This window comes from Pseudomonas sp. NFPP24 (genome assembly GCF_900112095.1).
GTDB classification, from domain to species: domain Bacteria; phylum Pseudomonadota; class Gammaproteobacteria; order Pseudomonadales; family Pseudomonadaceae; genus Aquipseudomonas; species Aquipseudomonas extremorientalis.
The window spans coordinates 615,024-634,928 of sequence record NZ_FOKD01000001.1 but is presented as its reverse complement, the minus strand read 5'-3'; the positions used below and the strand labels follow the sequence as shown (position 1 = coordinate 634,928).

Below are 19,905 nucleotides of genomic sequence, written 5' to 3'. Positions count from 1 at the left end.
CCTCATGACGCGTCTAAATAAGCCCGCGCCGCACGTACGGTTATGGCTGGAATTGGCCGTAGGAACACGCCCGGGCAAGGTGTGTGAGCAGATCGGTAGCACTTGTGGGAAGGCGCTTTGCGGGTGTGGGAGAAGTCTGTCACCCAAAGCGCGGGAGGTCAGTGGTCAGGTCGAAAATCGTTCGCAAGCTACTTATCTATTTGCGACGCGCTAAAAGGTGGCGCTTTTGGTTGGGGTGTTCACTTTTTGCGCAGCGGCGCCTGGATGATTGCTATCGGGGGCGAGCCCCCTCCCACCTTTGACTGTGTTCACCAATCCAAATGTGGGAGGGGGCTTGCCCCCGATGCAGGCAACGCGGTCTCAGCACTCCACCGCGCTGACCGCCAACCCACCGCGCGATGTCTCTTTGTACTTGTCATGCATGTCCGCCCCGGTATCGCGCATGGTGCGGATCACCCGGTCCAGAGAGATAAAGTGCTGGCCGTCGCCGCGCAGCGCCATTTGCGCCGCGTTGATCGCCTTCACCGCCGCGATTGCGTTGCGCTCGATGCACGGCACCTGCACCAAGCCGCCCACCGGGTCGCAGGTCAGCCCCAGGTTGTGTTCCAGGCCGATTTCGGCAGCATTGCACAGTTGCTCCGGCGTGGCGCCGAGGATCTCGGCCAGCCCGGCGGCGGCCATGGCGCAGGCAGAGCCCACTTCGCCCTGGCAGCCGACTTCGGCGCCGGAGATCGAGGCGTTCTTCTTGCACAGAATGCCCACCGCCGCCGCACCGAGCAGGTAGTCGACCACATTGGCCTCGGTGACTTCTTCGCTGAATTTCATGAAGTAATGCAGCACCGCCGGGATGATCCCGGCAGCGCCGTTGGTGGGCGCCGTGACCATGCGTCCACCGGCGGCGTTTTCTTCGTTCACCGCCAGGGCGAACAGGTTGACCCATTCCATGGCACTCAGGGTCGAACCAATCACATTGGGCTTGTTCAACTCCTGCAGGCTGCGGTGCAACTTGGCGGCACGCCGGCGCACGTTGAGGCCGCCGGGCAGGATGCCTTCGTGCTTGAGACCCTGTTCCACGCAATCCTGCATGGCGCGCCAGAGTTTCATCAGGCCGCTGCGGATTTCATCTTCAGAGCGCCAGACCTTCTCGTTGGCCATCATCAACTCGGCCACGCGCAGGTTGTGGGTCTTGCACAGCTGCAACAGCTCCACCGCGCTGGAAAAGTCGTAAGGCAATTCGGTGCGGTCCATATCGGCCACGCCGCTTTGCGCCTGGGCTTCATCCACCACGAAACCGCCACCCACCGAATAGTAGGTGTCGCGGTGCAGCTCGCCGTTGTCACCCGACACCACCAGGGTCATGGCGTTGGGATGGAACGGCAGGTTTTCGTCGAGCAGGCGCATGTCCCTGGCCCAGACAAAGGGCACCGGCAAGCGCCCGTCGAGCAGCAGGGTGTCGGTCTCGCGCAGGGCGTGGATGCGTTGGCCGATCTGCGACGGGTCGATGGCGTCCGGCCATTCGCCCATCAGGCCCATGATGGTCGCGGTGTCGCTGCCATGGCCGATGCCGGTGGCCGACAGCGAGCCATACAGCTGAACGTCGACGCGCCGCACTTGTTCCAACAGATCACGTTCACGCAACCCTTGAACGAACAACGCCGCGGCGCGCATGGGGCCGACGGTATGAGAACTCGAAGGCCCGATGCCGATCTTGAACAGGTCGAAAACACTGATAGCCATTAACGTGGAACTCCGCAGGTGAACAGGCCGGACACCAACGAGCTGCTACGCTCAGATCGCCCAGATGGCGGCATCATCAAGCTTTTGTTTGCCGTCACGGCGTCTCACACCGACGCACCCATGCTCACCAGCGTCGCGCCTGTGCGATCACCGGTTTTGGCCGTTTTTAGCGGTGCAGATGGGCAAAAACTGCAGTTTTGCCTTGGGAAAAACCTGTAAGCGACGTCACCGACACTGGATACGACCCTCCCTGTACTGGATACGACGCCCCCTGTAGGCGTCAGATTTTCACTGGTACATGATCAGTCTCGACTCGTTTGCAAGGCACCGTGCCAGAGCTGTTGTCGCACGCTCCAACCGCAACACTTATAAAGCGCGGCGAACGCCGTCAGAAAAAACACAGGAGTCTAGCCCCATGAAAGCTTCACCCTCGTTGTTGTTGGCCGCCATGCTGAGTCTGCCAGTCGTGGCGCACGCTGCAGAACCGGCACAATGCCAGACCGTCAACTTCTCCGATGTCGGCTGGACCGATATCACCGTCACCACCGCCGCCACCAGCGAAGTCCTCAAGGGCCTGGGCTACAAGCCACGCACCACGATGATTTCGGTGCCCGTGACCTACAAGTCCCTGGCCGACGGCAAGAACATGGACATCTTCCTCGGCAACTGGATGCCGACCATGGAAAACGACATCAAGCAGTACCGCGATGCCGGCTCCGTGGAAACCGTGCGCGCCAACCTGGAGAACGCCAAGTACACCCTGGCGGTCCCGGAAGCGCTGTACAACAAAGGCCTGAAGGACTTCGCCGATATCGCCAAATTCAAGGATGAGCTGGGCGGCAAGATCTACGGCATCGAGCCGGGCAACGACGGCAACCGCACCATCCAGACGCTGATCGACAAAGACGCCTTCGGCCTGAAAACCGCCGGTTTCAAAGTCGTCGAGTCCAGCGAAGCCGGCATGCTCTCCCAGGTCGAACGCGCCACCAAGCGCGACCAGGCCATCGTGTTCCTCGGCTGGGAACCGCACCCGATGAATACCCGCTTCAAGATGAAGTACCTGACCGGGGGTGATGATTCCTTCGGCCCCAACTACGGCCAGGCCACCATCTACACCAACACCCGCAAGGGCTACACCCAGGAATGCAGCAACGTGGGTCAGTTGCTGAAGAACCTGGTGTTCACCCTGAACATGGAAAGCACCCTGATGGGTAATGTCCTGGACGACAAGATGAAACCCGACGCCGCGGCGAAAGCCTGGCTGAAGAAGAACCCTCAAGTACTCGACACCTGGCTCGCCGGTGTCACCACCGTTGATGGCAAACCTGGCCTGGAGGCCGTGAAAGCTTACCTCTCCAAGTAATGCCGCTGACCCCGGGGCGGTGCGCTGCCCCGGGATGTTTTCCCTCTTCGCATGTGGACATTCACTACCATGCTGACTGAACAGAAAATCCCACTAGGCCAGTACATCGCTGCCTTCGTCGAATGGTTGACCCAACACGGCGCCAACTATTTCGACGCAATCGCATCGACACTGGAAACGATGATCCACGGCGTGACGTTTGCGCTGACCTGGTTCAATCCGCTGGCATTGATCGGTCTGATTGCGCTGCTGGCTCACTTTATCCAACGTAAATGGGGACTGACTGTTTTTGTCATCGCCTCCTTCCTGCTGATCCTCAACCTGGGTTACTGGCAGGAAACCATGGAGACCCTGGCGCAGGTGCTGTTCGCCACCCTGGTCTGCGTGGTCATCGGTGTGCCGCTGGGCATTGTTGCCGCGCACAAACCGTTGTTCTACACCATGATGCGGCCGGTGCTCGATCTGATGCAGACCGTACCGACCTTCGTCTACCTCATCCCTACCCTGACCCTCTTCGGGCTGGGTGTGGTGCCTGGGCTGATTTCCACGGTGGTGTTCGCGATTGCCGCGCCGATCCGCCTGACCTACCTGGGTATCCGTGATGTACCGCAAGAGTTGATGGACGCCGGCAAGGCCTTTGGCTGCTCGCGTCGTCAGTTGCTCTCGCGCATTGAACTGCCCCACGCCATGCCGAGCATTGCCGCCGGCATTACCCAATGCATCATGCTGTCGTTGTCGATGGTGGTGATCGCGGCCCTGGTGGGCGCCGACGGCCTCGGCAAGCCGGTGGTCAACGCGCTCAACACCGCTGACATCGCCCTGGGCTTTGAAGCGGGCCTGGCGATCGTCCTGCTGGCCATCATGCTCGACCGCATCTGCAAACAACCCGACGCCAAAGTAGGGGGTGATGCATGAGCATTATCCGATTCGACAAAGTCGACGTGATCTTCTCCAAAGACCCACGCGAAGCGCTCAAGCTGCTGGACCAGGGCATGAGCCGTAACGAGATCCTGAAAAAGACCGGACAGATTGTCGGCGTGGAAAAAGCCAGCCTGGATATCGAGAAAGGTGAGATCTGCGTGCTGATGGGCCTGTCGGGCTCCGGCAAATCGAGCCTGCTGCGCTGCATCAACGGTCTCAACACCGTGAGCCGTGGCCAGTTGTTCGTGGAGCATGAAGGTCGCCAGATCGACATCGCGTCCTGCACGCCCGCCGAGCTGAAAATGATGCGCACCAAGCGCATCGCCATGGTGTTCCAGAAGTTCGCCCTGATGCCCTGGCTGACGGTGCGCGAAAACATCAGCTTCGGCCTGGAGATGCAGGGCCGCCCAGAGAAAGACCGGCGCAAGCTGGTGGATGAAAAGCTTGAACTGGTGGGCCTGACCCAGTGGCGCAACAAGAAGCCGGACGAACTCTCCGGCGGCATGCAGCAGCGCGTCGGCCTGGCCCGAGCGTTGGCGATGGACGCCGATATCCTGCTGATGGATGAACCCTTCTCCGCCCTCGACCCGCTGATCCGGCAAGGCCTGCAGGACGAGTTGCTGGAGCTGCAACGCAAGCTGAGCAAAACCATCGTGTTCGTGAGCCACGACCTCGACGAAGCGCTCAAGCTGGGCAGCCGTATCGCAATCATGAAAGACGGCAAGATCATCCAGTACAGCGTGCCGGAAGAGATCGTGCTGAACCCGGCGGACGACTATGTGCGTACCTTCGTCGCCCACACCAACCCGCTGAACGTGCTGTGCGGTCGCAGCCTGATGCGCACCCTGGACAACTGCAAGCGCGTGAACGGTTCGGTATGCCTCGATCCGGGCGGCGACTCGTGGCTGGACCTGGCCGAAGGCAACACCATCAAGGGCGCCCGCCAGAACGGCGCGGTGATGAACCTGCAGAACTGGGCGCCGGGGCAAGCGGTGGAAGGTTTGGGTCGATTGCCGACACTGGTGGACTCGAACATCGGCATGCGCGATGCGTTGCAGATTCGTTATCACACCGGCAACAAGCTGGTGTTGCATGACAACAACCAGGTGGTGGGGATTCTGGGAGACAGTGAGCTGTACCACGCCCTGCTGGGCAAGAACCTGGGCTGACACTGCACAGTAGACAGGTGGTGTCAGTGAGGACACCACCCATCTTCAACTATCAGCTATAGACCCGGCCAAGGAGTTGCCGATGGCTTTCAAACTGATCGAGCACATCCCGGGTGATCTGTTCCTGGGTGAAGCCCATCAGGTCGTATTCCTGAGGTCCGTTGTGCAGGTACACCTCGGCACGGTAGTAGCGAGTGCGCTCTTCCTCGGGCAGGTCGCTCGGCGCCGACGAGTAGGCATCCAGGCTCACTTCATAGACAAACGGGTTGCCCTCTTCCATCTCGATGCGCACACCGATGCAACGCTTGGACTTACCGAGCAGGGTCTGCACTTCCAAGCCCTGATCACGCAACGCCGTCGCCGCCTCTTCCAACGCCGGCGTCACATGCTTGTCCATGAAACGCTGCACAGTGCCTTGGCTCGGTTGCAGGTCCAGCGCCGTCAGACGCTCGCTGAAACCACGGCGACCACGCTCGGCCAATTGCGCCTGCTCCTGTTCGATGGCCACGTCCTGGCGCATCGCCTTGTGCAAGCCGAACATAAAGAAGATCAGCACCACCGAGAACGGCAGCCCCGCCAGCACCACCATGGTTTGCATGGCTTCGAAGTTGCCGGCAAACAGCAGGCCGATGGTCACCAGGGTGATCACCGCCGACCAGAAGATCCGCAGCCAGTGCGGCGCATCTTCATCCACGTTGCCACCTTTGCACGACAGGTTGGCCATCATCACCGCGCCCGAATCCGCCGGGGTAAGGAACAGCACGAAGCCTACAAAGATCGACACGCCGATAACAATTTTCGACGCAGGATAATGCTCCAGCAACTGGTAGATGGCCATGGAAGGCTGCTCCAGCGCCGTCTTGCCCAACTCCACCGCACCGTGGTTCAGCACCAGGTCCAGGGCCGAGTTACCGAAGATCGACAGCCACGCCAGGGTAAAGCCCAGCGGAATCAGCAGCACGCCGGCCACCAGTTCACGCACCGTGCGACCACGGGAAATCCGCGCGATGAACATGCCCACGAAGGGCGCCCAGGAAATCCACCACGCCCAGTAGAACAGGGTCCACAGGCCCATCCAGCGTTCGGTCTTGTCGGCGTCGCCTTCGTACACGTAGAGGTCGAAGGTTTTCAGGATGATGCCGTTGAGGTAGTCCCCGGTGTTCTGCACCAGGCCGTTGAGCAAATGCAGGGTCGGGCCGAACAACAGCACAAAGATCAACAGGCCGCTGAACAGCACGATGTTGAGGTTGGACAGGCGGCGGATGCCGTTCTCCACGCCCGACACGGCAGCAATGGTTGCCACGGTGCTCATCACGATGATCACGATCAACAGGTTGGTGTTGCTGTGCTGCATGCCGAACAGGTTTTCCAACCCGGACGACACCTGCATCGAACCAATCCCCAGGTTCGTCACCAGGCCCAGCAGGGTCACGAACATACCGAAACCGTCCACCGCATGGCCGGCCGCGCCTTTCACCCAACGCTCGCCCACCAGCGGGTACAGCGCCGAACGCAGGGCCAGCGGCTGGTTATGGCGATACGCGAAGTACGCCACGGCCAGGCCGACCAGGGCATAGATCGCCCAGCCATGCAGGCCCCAGTGCAGGAAGGTCAGTTGCAGCGCCTGGCGTGCGGCGCCATTGCTGGCGGCTGCGCCTTCGGGCGGGTTGAAGTAATGGTCCAGCGGCTCCGAGGCGCCAAAGTACAGCAGCGAGATGCCGATGCCCGAGGAGAACAACATGCCGGCCCAGGCGCCGTAGCTGAAGTCCGGGGTGTCGTCCTTGCTGCCCAGTTTCAACTTGCCGTAGGACGAAAACGCCAGGCCCACCACAAACACCAGGTAGGCGGCGATGACCACCATGTAGTACCAGCCGAAGCTTTTCGAAAGCCACGCCTGGGCAACACCGAGCATGCGCCCGGCCTCCTGCGGGGCGATGATCAGAATGGCAGTCAACAACAGAATCAGCGCGGTGGAGGTGTAGAACACCCAACCGTTGACCCGCACCTTTTCCGGTGGGGTTTTTATAAGAGAGGCAGAACTCATGGCGCAGATGCTCCGGGCAGTGCGAGAGAGAAACACAAGGCAACGGTTATCCCGGGACATCGATTTTTCGGCAGTCGACGGACGGGTGTTATAAAGACACCCCTTAAATCCCTGTCCCCCACGGGCGCAGTGCCCAGGGACGTTTCGGGGGTTTAACCAGGTGCCGGATGTCGCGCCTGCAGGTGGGAAATACCTGTAGGACGCGACCATTTGTCGCAGATCTTATTCTTTGTTGATTGAACGTTCAATCAAAACAAAATAGACTGGCCATCAAGCCGACGGACGTTTATCGCCCGCCGCAGGCCTAAGGAGAGGTGCTACATGCCCAAGGTCGGTATGCAACCCATACGCCGCCAGCAGTTGATCGAAGCCACGTTGACGGCCATCGATCAGGTCGGAATGGGAGATGCCAGCATTGCGCTGATCGCCCGTTTGGCCGGCGTCTCGAACGGCATCATCAGTCACTACTTCAAGGACAAGAACGGCCTTATTGCAGCGACGATGCGCTACTTGATGAACGCGCTGATCGACAACGTCCATGAGCGCCGGCAGGCGCTGACGGACGACAGCCCACGGGCGCACCTTCAGGTGATCATCGAGGGCAACTTCGACGCCAGCCAGGTCAACGGACCGGCAATGAAAACCTGGCTGGCCTTCTGGGCCACCAGCATGCACCACCCGTCATTGCACAGGTTGCAGCGGATCAACGATCAACGTCTGTATTCCAACCTGTGCTGCCAGTTCCGCCGAGTGCTGCCGCTGCCGCACGCACGCAAAGCAGCCCGAGGCCTGGCGGCCCTGATCGACGGTTTGTGGTTGCGCGGCGCCCTGTCGGGAGACGCTTTCGACACGGCGCAGGCGCAACGGATCGCTTACGAATACATGGATTTCCAATTGGCCAAGCAGGTGAGTTAGAGCACACATAAACGCTCAACCCCTGAACGCTGCCGCACCGGCTTACGGTACGGCAGTCAACGCCAACCACTTATGCACTTGCGAGGACTTTATGGCCCGTTTCGAACTGCAAAAACTCTACATTGACGGCGGCTACAGCGACGCTGGCAGCGATGCCACCTTCGAAGCCATCAACCCGGCTAACGGTGAAGTTCTCGCCCAAGTGCAACGCGCGACGAAAGAAGACGTTGAACGTGCCGTGGTCAGCGCCGAGAAAGGCCAGAAAATCTGGGCCGCGATGACCGCCATGGAGCGCTCGCGCATCCTGCGTCGTGCCGTCGACATCCTGCGCGAGCGCAACGACGAGCTGGCAGCCCTGGAAACCCTGGACACCGGTAAAGCCTTCTCCGAAACCAAGTACGTCGACATCGTCACTGGCGCCGACGTGCTGGAATACTACGCAGGCCTGGTGCCGGCCATCGAAGGCGAGCAGATTCCGCTGCGCGACACCTCGTTCGTCTACACCCGCCGCGAGCCGCTGGGCGTGGTTGCCGGTATCGGCGCGTGGAACTACCCGATCCAGATCGCCCTGTGGAAATCCGCACCGGCCCTGGCCGCCGGCAACGCGATGATCTTCAAGCCAAGCGAAGTCACCTCGCTGACCACGCTGAAACTGGCCGAGATCTACACCGAAGCCGGCGTTCCGGCGGGCGTGTTCAACGTGCTGACCGGCAGCGGCCGTGAAGTCGGCACCTGGCTGACCGAGCACCCTCGCATCGAGAAAGTCTCGTTCACCGGCGGCACCGACACCGGCAAGAAAGTCATGGCGAGCGCGTCGAGCTCCTCGCTCAAGGAAGTGACCATGGAACTGGGCGGCAAGTCGCCATTGATCGTGTTCGAAGACGCCGACCTGGATCGCGCCGCCGACATCGCGATGATGGCCAACTTCTACAGCTCCGGCCAGGTCTGCACCAACGGCACTCGCGTGTTCGTACCCAAGCACCTGCAAGCGGCATTCGAAGCCAAGATCGTCGAGCGTGTTGCGCGCATCCGCGTCGGCGACCCGCAGGACGACAACACCAACTTCGGCCCGCTGGTCAGCTTCGCCCACATGGAAAGCGTGCTGGGCTACATCGCCAAAGGCAAGGAAGAAGGCGCACGCGTACTGTGCGGTGGCGACCGCCTGACCGACGGCGACTTCGCCAAAGGCGCCTACGTGGCCCCGACCGTGTTCACCGACTGCACCGACGAAATGACCATCGTCCGTGAAGAAATCTTCGGCCCAGTGATGAGCATCCTCACCTACGAGACCGAAGAAGAAGTGATCCGCCGCGCCAACGACACCGACTTCGGCCTGGCCGCTGGCCTGGTGACCAAAGACCTGAACCGCGCTCACCGCGTGATTCACCAATTGGAAGCGGGTATCTGCTGGATCAACGCCTGGGGCGAATCCGACGCGAAGATGCCGGTCGGTGGCTACAAGCAATCGGGTGTGGGCCGTGAGAACGGCATCAGCTCGCTGAACAACTTCACCCGCATCAAATCGGTACAGGTTGAGCTGGGCGACTACGCCTCGGTGTTCTAAGACCCGGGCCATGTATTGCCTGAGGCCGCCATCGGAGGCAAGCCTCCTCCCACACTTTGATTTGCGAATACATTCAAAAATGTGGGAGGGGGCTTGCCCCCGATGAGGCCCGACCTGACCACACATCAAAGAGGGTGCATCCAATGTCCCAAGAATACGACTACATCATTGTGGGTGCCGGCTCCGCCGGTAACACCCTGGCGACCCGTCTGACCGAAGACGAAGGCGTCACCGTCCTGCTGCTGGAAGCCGGTGGTCCCGACTACCGTTTCGACTTCCGCACGCAAATGCCAGCCGCCCTGGCGTTCCCACTGCAAGGCCGCCGCTACAACTGGGCCTACGAAACCGATCCAGAGCCGCACATGGACGGCCGCCGGATGGAATGCGGGCGCGGCAAGGGCCTGGGTGGTTCCTCGCTGATCAACGGCATGTGCTACATCCGTGGCAACGCCATGGACTACGACAACTGGGCGAAGCTGCCGGGCCTGGAAGACTGGACCTACCTCGACTGCCTGCCGTACTTCCGCAAGGCCGAAACCCGCGATATCGGCCCCAACGACTGGCACGGCGGCGATGGCCCGGTCAGCGTGACCACGCCCAAGCCTGGCAACAACCCACTGTTCCACGCGATGGTCGAAGCCGGCGTGCAGGCCGGTTACCCGCGTACCGAAGACTTGAACGGCTACCAGCAGGAAGGCTTCGGCCCGATGGACCGTACCGTCACGCCTAAAGGCCGTCGCGCCAGCACCGCACGCGGTTACCTGGACACCGCCAAGAAGCGTTCCACACTGACCATCGTCACCCACGCCCTCACCGACAAAGTGTTGTTCGAAGGCAAACGTGCGGTTGGCGTGCGTTACCTGATCGGCGCCGCCGAAGAGCGCGTCGAAGCCCGCGCCCGTAAGGAAGTGCTGGTGTGCAGCGGCGCAATCGCTTCGCCGCAATTGCTGCAACGCTCCGGTGTCGGCCCGGCCAAACTGCTGGAAAGCCTCGACATCCCGGTGGTCCACGACCTGCCAGGCGTCGGTGAAAACCTGCAGGACCACCTTGAGCTGTACCTGCAATACGCCTGCACCCAGCCCGTGTCGCTGTACCCGTCGCTGCTCTGGTACAACCAGCCGGCCATTGGTGCCGAGTGGCTGTTCAACGGTACCGGCATCGGCGCCAGCAACCAATTCGAAGCGGGCGGGTTCATCCGCACCCGTGAAGAATTCGAATGGCCGAACATCCAGTACCACTTCCTGCCGGTGGCGATTAACTACAACGGCAGCAACGGTGTGAAAGAGCACGGCTTCCAGGCGCACATGGGCTCCATGCGCTCGCCGAGCCGTGGCCGCATCCAGTTGAAGTCGAAGAACCCACGGGACTACCCGAGCATCCTCTTCAACTACATGGCCACCGAGCAGGACTGGCAGGAATTTCGCGACGGCATCCGCCTGACCCGTGAAATCATGCAGCAGCCGGCGCTGGACCCCTACCGTGGCCGCGAAATCAGCCCGGGTATCGATGTGCAAACCGATGAGCAATTGGACAAGTTCATCCGTGAGCACGCCGAAACGGCGTTCCACCCGTCCTGCTCGTGCAAGATGGGCACCGACGAAATGGCAGTAGTCGATGGCGAAGGCCGCGTGCATGGCATGCAGGGTCTGCGTGTAGTCGATGCGTCGATCATGCCGATCATCACCACCGGCAACCTGAACGCGCCAACGATCATGATCGCCGAGAAAATCGCCGACAAGATCCGTGGCCGCAAGCCATTGCCACGCAGCACCGCCGACTACTACGTGGCAGGCGACGCGCCGGTACGTGGCAAGCCGCTGCGTGAAGTGGGCCCTACCGCGCAGTAACGGATACACCGCGGTATTCCCATCGGGGGCAAGCCCCCTCCCACATTTTTGACCGTGTGAACCCGATCAAGTGTGGGAGGGGGCTTGCCCCCGAAGAGGCCCGACCAGTCACTGCAAAACCCCTCCTTGATCAGCTACTCTGTCTGCCTGCCCGCGACGAGCCGCCCACAAGGAAGGCCCCATGTTCGACCACCACGCCACACTCAGACAGCACTTCAGTGCCCTGCGCACCCGCGCCGAATTCTTCTCGCTGCGCTACGTACGCGAATCCGGCCAATACCTGGCCGTACGCAAGAACGTCGCCGAACCGCCCCACCTGAGCCACGACGAGGGCGCCATGCTCACCGTGCGTCTCAACGGTGTGGAAGCCTACGCCGCGACCAACGACATTTCCCTCGCCGGCCTGCAAGCCGCCCTTGAGCGTGCCGAACAACAAGCCCGCCTGATCAGCCCCCACGCCTTGCTCGACCTGCGCGCGCAACACGTCTCCAGTGACGTCGCCGATTACCTGTCGCCCGAGCTTCAACAGCCCTTCCCGTCCCTGAGCGATTGCTACCAGTTGCTCGGCAGCGAGTCGGCCTCCGTGCCCAAGGACGAGCGCCTGGTGAGCTGGGAAGTCAGCCTGGGCCTGACCCACGTCGAGCAGATCTACCTGAACAATGCCGGTGCCCAGTTGCGCCAGGCCCAGCGCTTTGTATTCCCCGGCGTCAACGTCACCGCCTACGACGGTGATGACAGCCAGACCCGCACCCTCGGCGGCAGCAACTTCGGCCAGCAAGGCGGGTTCGACGTGATCAGCCGCTTCGGCCTGGTCGGCGCCGCGCCGCGCATCGCCGATGAGGCCCTGCAACTGCTGGCCGCGCCGAACACGCCCAACGGTCCGCGTGACCTGCTGCTGATGCCCGACCAGATGATCCTGCAGATCCACGAATCCATCGGCCACCCCCTGGAACTGGACCGCATCCTCGGCGACGAGCGCAATTACGCCGGCACCAGCTTTGTGAAGGCCAGCGACTTCGGCCACCTGAAATACGGCTCCCCGCTGCTGAACGTGACCTTCGACCCGGACATTCCCGAACAACTGGCCAGCTACGGCCACGATGACGAAGGCACCAAAGCCAGCAAGCAATTCCTGATCCGTGAGGGGCTGCTGCTCAAGCCCCTCGGTGGAGCGCTGTCGCAATTCCGTGCAGGCATGCCAGGCGTGGCCAACAGCCGGGCCAGCAGTTGGAACCGCGCGCCCATCGATCGCATGGCCAACTTGAATATCGAAGCAGGCGACAAGAGCCTCGCGCAACTGATCGGCGGCATCGAAAACGGCATCCTGATGTCGACCAACCGCTCGTGGTCCATCGACGATGCGCGCAATAAATTCCAGTTCGGCTGCGAATGGGGCCAACTGATCGAAAATGGCGAGTTGAAAGGCGTGGTGAAAAACCCCAACTACCGGGCCATTTCCGCGAACTTCTGGCGCAATCTCAGCGCCGTCGGCGATGCCAGTACGTTCAAGGTGCTGGGTACACCGAACTGCGGCAAAGGCGAGCCCAACCAGGTGATTCGCGTCGGCCATGCGTCGCCGGCCTGCGTATTCAGTGATGTCGATGTATTTGGGGGAGATGCCTGATGAACAATTTCAAGGCACTGGTGGAGTGGCTCAAGCAGGCCATCACCGACAACGAACAATTCCACCTCGGCTATGCGGATGAAGCCTCCGAATTCGTACGCTTCAACCACGCCAAGGTGCGCCAGGCCGGCCAGGTGCAACAAGCCAGCCTCACCCTGAAACTGATCAACGATGGCCGCCATGCCGACCTGGGCATCACCTTGTCCGGCGAAGCGGGGCTGGACCGCCAACGCCTGGCCGACGGCCTGCAACAACTGCGCGACACCTTGCCGTTGCTACCCAAGGACCCGTACCTGCTGCTCAACCACAATGCCTGGCAAAGCAGCAACGAACAAACGCGATCGCTGCCGGACCTGGCCCGGGTGTTGGAAGACATCAGCCAGGCTGCTGAAGGTGTTGATCTGGTCGGTTTCTACGCTGCCGGCCCGATCAGCCGTGGCTTTGCCAGCTCGGACGGCGCGTTCGGCTGGCACCGCGCCAACAGCTTCAACTTCGACTTCAGCCTGTTCCACGCCAATGGTGAAGCGGTCAAGGCCAGCTATGCCGGGCACACCTGGAACAGCGCCGAGTTCGCCGCGCGCTTCCAGCAAGCCCGCGAGCAACTGGAATTCCTTGGCCGCCCGCTGCACAAGCTGGCACCCGGGCAGTACCGCGCCTACCTCGCCCCGGCGGCGCTGGAAGAGATCATCAGCCTCATCACCTGGGGTGGTTTTTCCGCCCAGGCCATTGCCAGCAAAGGCAGTTCGCTGCAAAAGCTGTATGCCGGTGAACAATCCCTGAGCCCGCTGGTGACCGTGGACGAACAGATCAGCGGCTCCCTGAGCCAGGCGTTTTCCACCGAAGGCTATCCGCGCAGTGACGTGACACTGATCAGCGCGGGCAAAGGCGAAGGCCAGTTGGTCAACTCGCGCAGCGCCGCCGAATACGGCCTGAGCACCAACGGCGCCAGCAGCGACGAATCCCCCAGCGCCTTGCAGATGGCCGCCGGCGGCCTGGCCCAGGCCGATATCCTCAAGCAATTGGGCACCGGGCTGTACATCAGCAACCTGTGGTATTTGAACTACTCGGACCTGCCGGCGGCGCGCCTGACCGGCATGACACGCTTCGCCACGTTCTGGGTGGAAGACGGCGAGATCAAGGCACCGGTCAGCACCATGCGCTTTGATGACAGCGTGTACAACCTGCTCGGCTCGCAGCTGGAAGCCCTGACCGCTGAGCGGGAATTGCTGCTCTCGGCCAGCACCTACAGCCAGCGCAACACCGCTTCCAACCTGTTGCCGGGTGCCCTGGTCAAACGCCTGACCCTCACCCTGTAAACCCCATCCTTCGTAGGCGCCGGCTTGCCGGCTCCTACAGGGGATTTACCTGCGCCGTAGCGAAGCTTCCCTTCTCCACACTTTGGCCATTCGGCCTGTTGTTCACCTCCAGATTCCTCGTTATAAGGGTTAGTGGCACCCCGCCACCCCACCCACGAGAGCATGGCCTTGCCCGGGAAGGGCAAGCTGGAGCGTTGACATGAACCATGGAAGTTTTGTCATAGAGAAGCTGTTCAAACACTACAACGTTCATGTTGAGCAGCTAGGAAACGATTCGGAAAAAAAGACCGTCCTGATGGTCAACGGCGCGCTGTCCACCACGCGTTCCTTCGCCCGCACCAGCAAATGCCTGGCCGGGCATTTCAATGTGCTGCTGTTCGACCTGCCGTTCTCCGGCTATTCCAGGGAACACAACGCCGAACTGGACCTGGTCACCAAGGAAGACGAGGTGCAGATGCTGCGCGCCCTGGTCGAGCGCTTCCAGGTCAACCACCTGGTGTCGGCCTCCTGGGGCGGCATCTCGACGTTGCTGACCCTGGCCCATAACCCGCCGTCCATCGAAAGCTCGGTGGTGATGGCCCTGGCGCCCAGCCTCAACCAGGCCATGCTCGATTATGTGGAGCGCGTGCGCGTGCTGATCGAGGCCGATGACAAGTCCGCGGTCGGCCACTTGCTCAACGAGACCGTGGGCAAGTACCTGTCGCCCCGCCTCAAGCGCAACAACCACCGGCACTTGTCGAGCATGGCCACCACCGAATACCGCCAGGCGCGTTTTCACATCCATCAGGTATTGGCCTTGGGCGACGGCAACTACCTGCCGACACTCAAGCAGATTGAAACACCGGTGCACTTCCTCAACGGCGCACTCGACGAATACACCCCCGCCGCCGAAGCGCAATTGTTCAAGCAGTACGTAGGGCGCAGCAGCTTTGCCGTGGCCGAACACACTGGCCACTTGCTCGACCTCGAATCCAATGAAGCCGCCGCAGCGGTACACCGTGAACTGCTGGATTTCCTGGTGGGAAAAAGCACCCCGGTTGGCGCATAATCGCCGACACATAGCCAGCTAACAAAAAGGTTCTCTATGCCCAATCGCGTCCCGCTCGATGCCAAGACCGCCCGCTGGCTCCCCTGGGTGGTCGCGATTGCCTTCTTCATGCAGTCGCTGGACGGGACGATCCTCAACACGGCGTTGCCGGCCATGGCCCGGGACCTCGCTGAAAACCCGCTGCGCATGCAAGGGGTGGTGATCGCCTACATGCTCACCGTTGCCTTGCTGATCCCGGCTTCGGGCTGGATCGCCGACCGCTTCGGCACCAAGAAAATCTTCTTTGGCGCGATCATGCTGTTCAGCATCGGTTCGCTGCTGTGCGCCTTGTCCAGCAGCCTGACCATGCTGGTGGGCGCCCGGGTGATCCAGGGCCTGGGCGGCGCGCTGATGTTGCCGGTCGGCCGCTTGGTGGTGCTGCGTGCTTACCCCCGCTCCGAACTGGTGCGCATCATGGGCTTCATTACCATTCCCGGCCTGCTCGGCCCGCTACTCGGCCCGACCATGGGTGGCTGGATGGTGCAATACCTGACCTGGCACTGGATCTTCCTGATCAACCTGCCGGTGGGTATGGTCGGCTGTTACGCCGTGTGGAAACTCATCCCCGATCTGCGCGGCAGCGAACGCACGCGCTTTGATGGCGTCGGGTTCCTCTTGTTTGGCGCGGCAATGGTTTTGATCACCATCGCCATGGAAGGCCTGGGCGAACTGCACCTGCCGCACCTGCGGGTGATGTTGCTGCTGTTCGGCGGGCTGGCGTGCCTGGCGGCGTATTGGCTGCGCGCCGGGCATATCGACAACCCACTGTTTTCGCCGGTGCTGTTCAAGACCCGCACCTTTGCTATCGGCATCCTCGGCAACCTGTTTGCGCGGCTGGGCAGCGGTGCGTTGCCGTTTCTGGTGCCGTTGCTGTTGCAGGTCGCGCTGGGTTACTCACCGTCCGAAGCCGGTATGAGCATGCTGCCCCTGGCGGCGGCGGCGATGTTTGCCAAGTCCATCGCCCGCCCCCTGATCGAACGCCTCGGCTACCGCATCGTGCTCACCGGCAACACGCTGGCGCTGGGCATCATGCTGGCGAGCATGGGCCTGGTCAGCGAGCACACGCCCTACCCGCTGCTGTTGTGCATGCTGGCGGTACTCGGGGCGATCAATTCCCTGCAATTTACCGCGATGAACACCGTCACCCTGATCGACCTCGACGACGCCCAGGCCAGCAGCGGCAACAGTTTGCTGTCAGTGGTGGCGCAGTTGTCCCTCAGCCTCGGCGTGGCCTGCGCGGGTGCGCTGCTCGGCGGGTTCACCGCCGAAACAGGTAATGATGGGGTGGAAAGCGTACTCGGAGCGTTCCAACTGACCTTTCTGACAGTGGGCATCATGGCGATGCTGGCGGCGGCGATCTTCCTGCAGTTGTCGCCAACCGATGGCAAACGAGTAGTCAGCCGCGAGCACGACATCGAGCATTAACAGGCTTCTCGTCTAGAACTTGCAGGGAAATTCCCACGGGACTGGTACACTGCGCGACATTTTGTTTTGCAGAGCCAGTCCCGTGACTACCATCGCCACCGCTTTTAATACTTTGCCCCTGTCCGCCGCCATGCTGGCTAACCTCGACTCGCTGGGTTATGTCGAGATGACGCAGATCCAGGCGCAAAGCTTGCCGGTGATCCTCAAGGGGCTGGACCTGATTGCCCAGGCCAAGACCGGCAGCGGCAAGACCGCCGCCTTCGGCATCGGCCTGTTGAACCCGATCAACCCGCGCTACTTCGGCTGCCAGGCCCTGGTCATGTGCCCGACCCGTGAGCTGGCCGACCAGGTCGCCAAGGAAATCCGCCGCCTGGCCCGTGCCGAAGACAACATCAAGGTGCTGACCCTGTGCGGCGGCGTGTCCCTCGGCCCGCAGATCGCTTCCCTGGAGCACGGCGCCCACGTCATCGTCGGCACACCGGGCCGCATCCAGCAGCACTTGCGCAAGGGTTCGCTGGTGCTGGACGGCCTCAACACGCTGATCCTCGATGAAGCCGACCGCATGCTCGACATGGGCTTCTACGACGCCATCGAAGACATCATCAGCAAGACCCCGCCGCGCCGCCAGACCCTGCTGTTCTCCGCCACCTACCCGGTGAGCATCAAGCAGCTGGCCTCAAAGTTCATGCGCGCGCCGCAGCAAGTCAAAGCCGAAGCGTTCCACTCCGATGACCAGATCGAGCAGCGTTTCTACGAGATCTCACCGGAAGAACGCATGGACGCCGTGACCAAGGTGCTGGCGCATTTCCGCCCTGCCTCCTGCGTGGCCTTCTGCTTCACCAAGCAGCAAGTACAGGAAACCGTGGATCACCTGACCTCCAAGGGCATTTCCGCCGTTGGCCTGCATGGCGACCTGGAACAGCGCGACCGCGACCAGGTGCTGGCGATGTTCGCCAACCGCAGCACCTCGGTGCTGGTTGCCACTGACGTTGCAGCCCGTGGCCTGGACATCGACTCGCTGGACATGGTGATCAACGTCGAACTGGCCCGCGATTCGGAAATCCACATCCACCGCGTCGGCCGTACCGGTCGCGCCGGTGAGACCGGCATCGCCATCAGCCTGGTCGCTCCGTCCGAAGCGCACCGCGCCCAGGCCATCGAGCAGTTGCAGAAATCGCCACTGAACTGGGACCAACTGGACAACCTCAAGCCGCAAAGCGGTGGTCCGTTGCTGCCGCAGATGAGCACCTTGTGCATCGCTGCAGGCCGTAAAGACAAGGTTCGTCCAGGCGACATCCTCGGCGCGTTGACCGGTGAAGCTGGCATCCCGGGTGCCCAGGTCGGCAAGATCGCGATCTTTGACTTCCAGGCCTTCGTGGCCGTGGAACGCGGGATCGCCAAGCAGGCCTTGCAGCGCTTGAATGACGGCAAGATCAAAGGCCGTTCGTTGCGCGTGCGCATCCTGTAACGGGCTCTCCGCTTCAATGGAGATCCAATGTGGGAGGGGGCAAGCCCCCTCCCACATTTGACTGTATTCCAAATCAGAACTTGTATGAGGACATTGCTGTGCGCTCGACCGAAGTTGTGATCATTGGCGCCGGCGCCGCAGGCTTGATGTGCGCGCTGACCGCCGCCGGGCGTGGGCGCAAGGTGATGTTGGTCGACCATGCGAACAAGGCCGGCAAGAAGATCCTGATGTCCGGTGGTGGCCGCTGCAACTTCACCAACCTGTACACCGAGCCGGCCAACTTCCTGTCGCACAACGAACACTTCTGCAAGTCCGCCCTGGCCCGCTACACCCAGTGGGACTTCATCGGGCTGGTGGCCAAGCACGGCGTGCCGTACCACGAGAAAAAACTCGGCCAGTTGTTCTGCGATAACAAATCCAGCGACATCCTCGGCATGCTGCTCGATGAGTGCATCCAGGTCGGCGTGAGCCTGCACCTGGACACGTCGGTCCAGGAGATTGCCAAGCTGGACAGCGGCTATCAGTTGCAGACCACCTTGGGCGAGTTGCGCTGTGAATCCCTGGTAATCGCCACCGGCGGCCTGTCGATCCCGACCCTGGGCGCGACCGGTTTTGGTTACCAGGTAGCCAGACAGTTCGGCCACGAACTGCTGCCGACCCGCGCCGGGCTGGTGCCGTTCACCATCACCGACCAGCTCAAGGATTTGTGTGGCGAGTTGTCGGGGACGTCGGTGGATTGCCTGGTCAGCTGCAACGGCCAGAGCTTTCGCGAGAACATCCTGTTTACCCACCGTGGCCTCAGCGGGCCGGCGATTCTGCAGATTTCTTCTTACTGGGAATCCGGCGACACGGTTGAAATCAACCTGCTGCCCGACCACGACGCTCACACCTGGCTGCAACAGCAACAAGTCGAGCGCCCCAACAGCGAGTTGAAAACCCTGCTGGGCGAGATCTTCACCAAGAAGATGGCCAACCTGTTGGCCGAGACATGGTTCGTGTCCAAGCCGATAAAGCAATACACCCATGCCGAAATTGCCGACATCGCGCAAAAACTCGGCAACTGGCAATTGGTGCCGGCGGGCACCGAGGGTTATCGCACGGCGGAAGTCACATTGGGTGGTGTGGACACACGGGAAGTGTCGTCCAAGACCATGGAATCGCTGAAAAGCCCCGGCCTGTACTTTATCGGTGAAGTGCTGGATGTGACCGGTCACCTGGGCGGCTTCAACTTCCAGTGGGCCTGGGCTTCGGGTTACGCGGCGGCGCAGTACGCCTGAAGAGTGTAATCGGTCAAATGTGGGAAGGGGCTTGCCCCCGATGGCAGTGTGTCAATCAGTACGACTGTGACTGATCTACCGCTATCGGGGGCAAGCCCCCTCCCACATGGAATAAATTTTGCTGTTGGATGTGATCGCCACGCTTGCC

General features: G+C 61.5%; 14 protein-coding genes. 12 read left to right on the top strand and 2 right to left on the bottom strand.

The genetic code is table 11. From position 1 onward, the window contains the following. Positions 1-360: 360 nt before the first annotated feature. Positions 361-1,737 (bottom strand): L-serine ammonia-lyase, encoded by a 1,377-nt coding sequence (locus tag BM026_RS02930; RefSeq protein WP_093527284.1) that lies wholly within the window; start codon positions 1,735-1,737, stop codon positions 361-363. A 415-nt stretch (positions 1,738-2,152) separates the two neighbouring features. Between BM026_RS02930 and BM026_RS02925 the strand changes: the two genes are divergently transcribed. The 3 genes from BM026_RS02925 (at position 2,153) to choV (ending at position 5,190) form a co-directional block, all read left to right on the top strand. Continuing rightward, positions 2,153-3,100 carry a choline ABC transporter substrate-binding protein gene (locus BM026_RS02925; protein WP_093527282.1) on the top strand — a complete coding sequence of 316 codons (948 nt, stop codon included), beginning with the start codon at positions 2,153-2,155 and terminating at the stop codon, positions 3,098-3,100. 69 nt (positions 3,101-3,169) lie between these two features. Continuing rightward, positions 3,170-4,015, top strand: coding sequence for a choline ABC transporter permease subunit (gene choW, locus BM026_RS02920; RefSeq protein WP_016972877.1), 846 nt, complete (start codon positions 3,170-3,172; stop codon positions 4,013-4,015). Next, positions 4,012-5,190 carry a choline ABC transporter ATP-binding protein gene (choV, locus tag BM026_RS02915; protein WP_058426626.1) on the top strand — a complete coding sequence of 393 codons (1,179 nt, stop codon included), beginning with the start codon at positions 4,012-4,014 and terminating at the stop codon, positions 5,188-5,190. The genes choW and choV overlap by 4 nt, the downstream gene beginning before the upstream one ends. Before the next feature lie 52 nt (positions 5,191-5,242). Here choV and BM026_RS02910 read toward each other — a convergent pair whose 3' ends face one another. After that, a complete protein-coding gene (locus BM026_RS02910) occupies positions 5,243-7,177 on the bottom strand; it encodes a BCCT family transporter (RefSeq protein ID WP_232000993.1) in 1,935 nt (644 codons plus the stop codon). 378 nt (positions 7,178-7,555) lie between these two features. Here BM026_RS02910 and betI point away from each other — a divergent pair, with 378 nt between their 5' ends. The 9 genes from betI to BM026_RS02865 all read left to right on the top strand — a co-directional run bounded on the left by betI (position 7,556) and on the right by BM026_RS02865 (position 19,757). Beyond that, positions 7,556-8,149, top strand: a complete 594-nt coding sequence (gene betI, locus BM026_RS02905; RefSeq protein ID WP_017735982.1) for a transcriptional regulator BetI — start codon at positions 7,556-7,558, stop codon at positions 8,147-8,149. 91 nt (positions 8,150-8,240) lie between these two features. Next, complete coding sequence (betB, locus tag BM026_RS02900) at positions 8,241-9,713, top strand: betaine-aldehyde dehydrogenase (RefSeq protein WP_092242109.1); 1,473 nt, start codon at positions 8,241-8,243, stop codon at positions 9,711-9,713. 143 nt (positions 9,714-9,856) lie between these two features. Next, positions 9,857-11,560, top strand: coding sequence for a choline dehydrogenase (betA, locus tag BM026_RS02895; RefSeq protein ID WP_071490313.1), 1,704 nt, complete (start codon positions 9,857-9,859; stop codon positions 11,558-11,560). 181 nt (positions 11,561-11,741) lie between these two features. Further along, the gene (locus BM026_RS02890) at positions 11,742-13,184 is read left to right on the top strand and encodes a TldD/PmbA family protein (RefSeq protein ID WP_093527280.1); all 1,443 of its coding nucleotides are present in this window, start codon (positions 11,742-11,744) and stop codon (positions 13,182-13,184) included. Beyond that, complete coding sequence (locus BM026_RS02885) at positions 13,184-14,500, top strand: TldD/PmbA family protein (protein ID WP_093527278.1); 1,317 nt, start codon at positions 13,184-13,186, stop codon at positions 14,498-14,500. Before BM026_RS02890 ends, BM026_RS02885 begins: the two co-directional genes overlap by 1 nt. A 199-nt stretch (positions 14,501-14,699) precedes the next feature. Beyond that, positions 14,700-15,548: an alpha/beta fold hydrolase gene (locus BM026_RS02880; protein WP_093527276.1), complete on the top strand. Its 849-nt coding sequence runs from the start codon at positions 14,700-14,702 to the stop codon at positions 15,546-15,548. A 36-nt stretch (positions 15,549-15,584) separates the two neighbouring features. Further along, a complete protein-coding gene (mdtD, locus tag BM026_RS02875; RefSeq protein WP_093514136.1) occupies positions 15,585-17,012 on the top strand; it encodes a multidrug transporter subunit MdtD in 1,428 nt (475 codons plus the stop codon). Between the two features lie 130 nt (positions 17,013-17,142). Next, positions 17,143-18,480, top strand: a complete 1,338-nt coding sequence (gene dbpA / locus BM026_RS02870; protein ID WP_231501119.1) for an ATP-dependent RNA helicase DbpA — start codon at positions 17,143-17,145, stop codon at positions 18,478-18,480. Positions 18,481-18,578: 98 nt separating this feature from the next. Continuing rightward, on the top strand, positions 18,579-19,757 hold the full coding sequence (locus BM026_RS02865) for a BaiN/RdsA family NAD(P)/FAD-dependent oxidoreductase (RefSeq protein WP_093527274.1): 1,179 nt from the start codon (positions 18,579-18,581) through the stop codon (positions 19,755-19,757). Positions 19,758-19,905 lie beyond the last annotated feature (148 nt).

What these genes read in the sequence shown, in the direction of transcription:
- BM026_RS02885 (WP_093527278.1), top strand. Translation starts at nt 13,184, where the DNA reads ATGAACAATTTCAAGGCACTGGTGGAGTGGCTCAAGCAGGCCATCACC.
- BM026_RS02880 (WP_093527276.1), top strand. Translation starts at nt 14,700, where the DNA reads ATGAACCATGGAAGTTTTGTCATAGAGAAGCTGTTCAAACACTACAAC.
- mdtD (WP_093514136.1), top strand. Translation starts at nt 15,585, where the DNA reads ATGCCCAATCGCGTCCCGCTCGATGCCAAGACCGCCCGCTGGCTCCCC.
- betA (WP_071490313.1), top strand. Translation starts at nt 9,857, where the DNA reads ATGTCCCAAGAATACGACTACATCATTGTGGGTGCCGGCTCCGCCGGT.
- betI (WP_017735982.1), top strand. Translation starts at nt 7,556, where the DNA reads ATGCCCAAGGTCGGTATGCAACCCATACGCCGCCAGCAGTTGATCGAA.
- BM026_RS02925 (WP_093527282.1), top strand. Translation starts at nt 2,153, where the DNA reads ATGAAAGCTTCACCCTCGTTGTTGTTGGCCGCCATGCTGAGTCTGCCA.
- choV (WP_058426626.1), top strand. Translation starts at nt 4,012, where the DNA reads ATGAGCATTATCCGATTCGACAAAGTCGACGTGATCTTCTCCAAAGAC.
- BM026_RS02890 (WP_093527280.1), top strand. Translation starts at nt 11,742, where the DNA reads ATGTTCGACCACCACGCCACACTCAGACAGCACTTCAGTGCCCTGCGC.
- choW (WP_016972877.1), top strand. Translation starts at nt 3,170, where the DNA reads ATGCTGACTGAACAGAAAATCCCACTAGGCCAGTACATCGCTGCCTTC.
- BM026_RS02930 (WP_093527284.1), bottom strand. Translation starts at nt 1,737, where the DNA reads ATGGCTATCAGTGTTTTCGACCTGTTCAAGATCGGCATCGGGCCTTCG.
- betB (WP_092242109.1), top strand. Translation starts at nt 8,241, where the DNA reads ATGGCCCGTTTCGAACTGCAAAAACTCTACATTGACGGCGGCTACAGC.
- dbpA (WP_231501119.1), top strand. Translation starts at nt 17,143, where the DNA reads ATGCTGGCTAACCTCGACTCGCTGGGTTATGTCGAGATGACGCAGATC.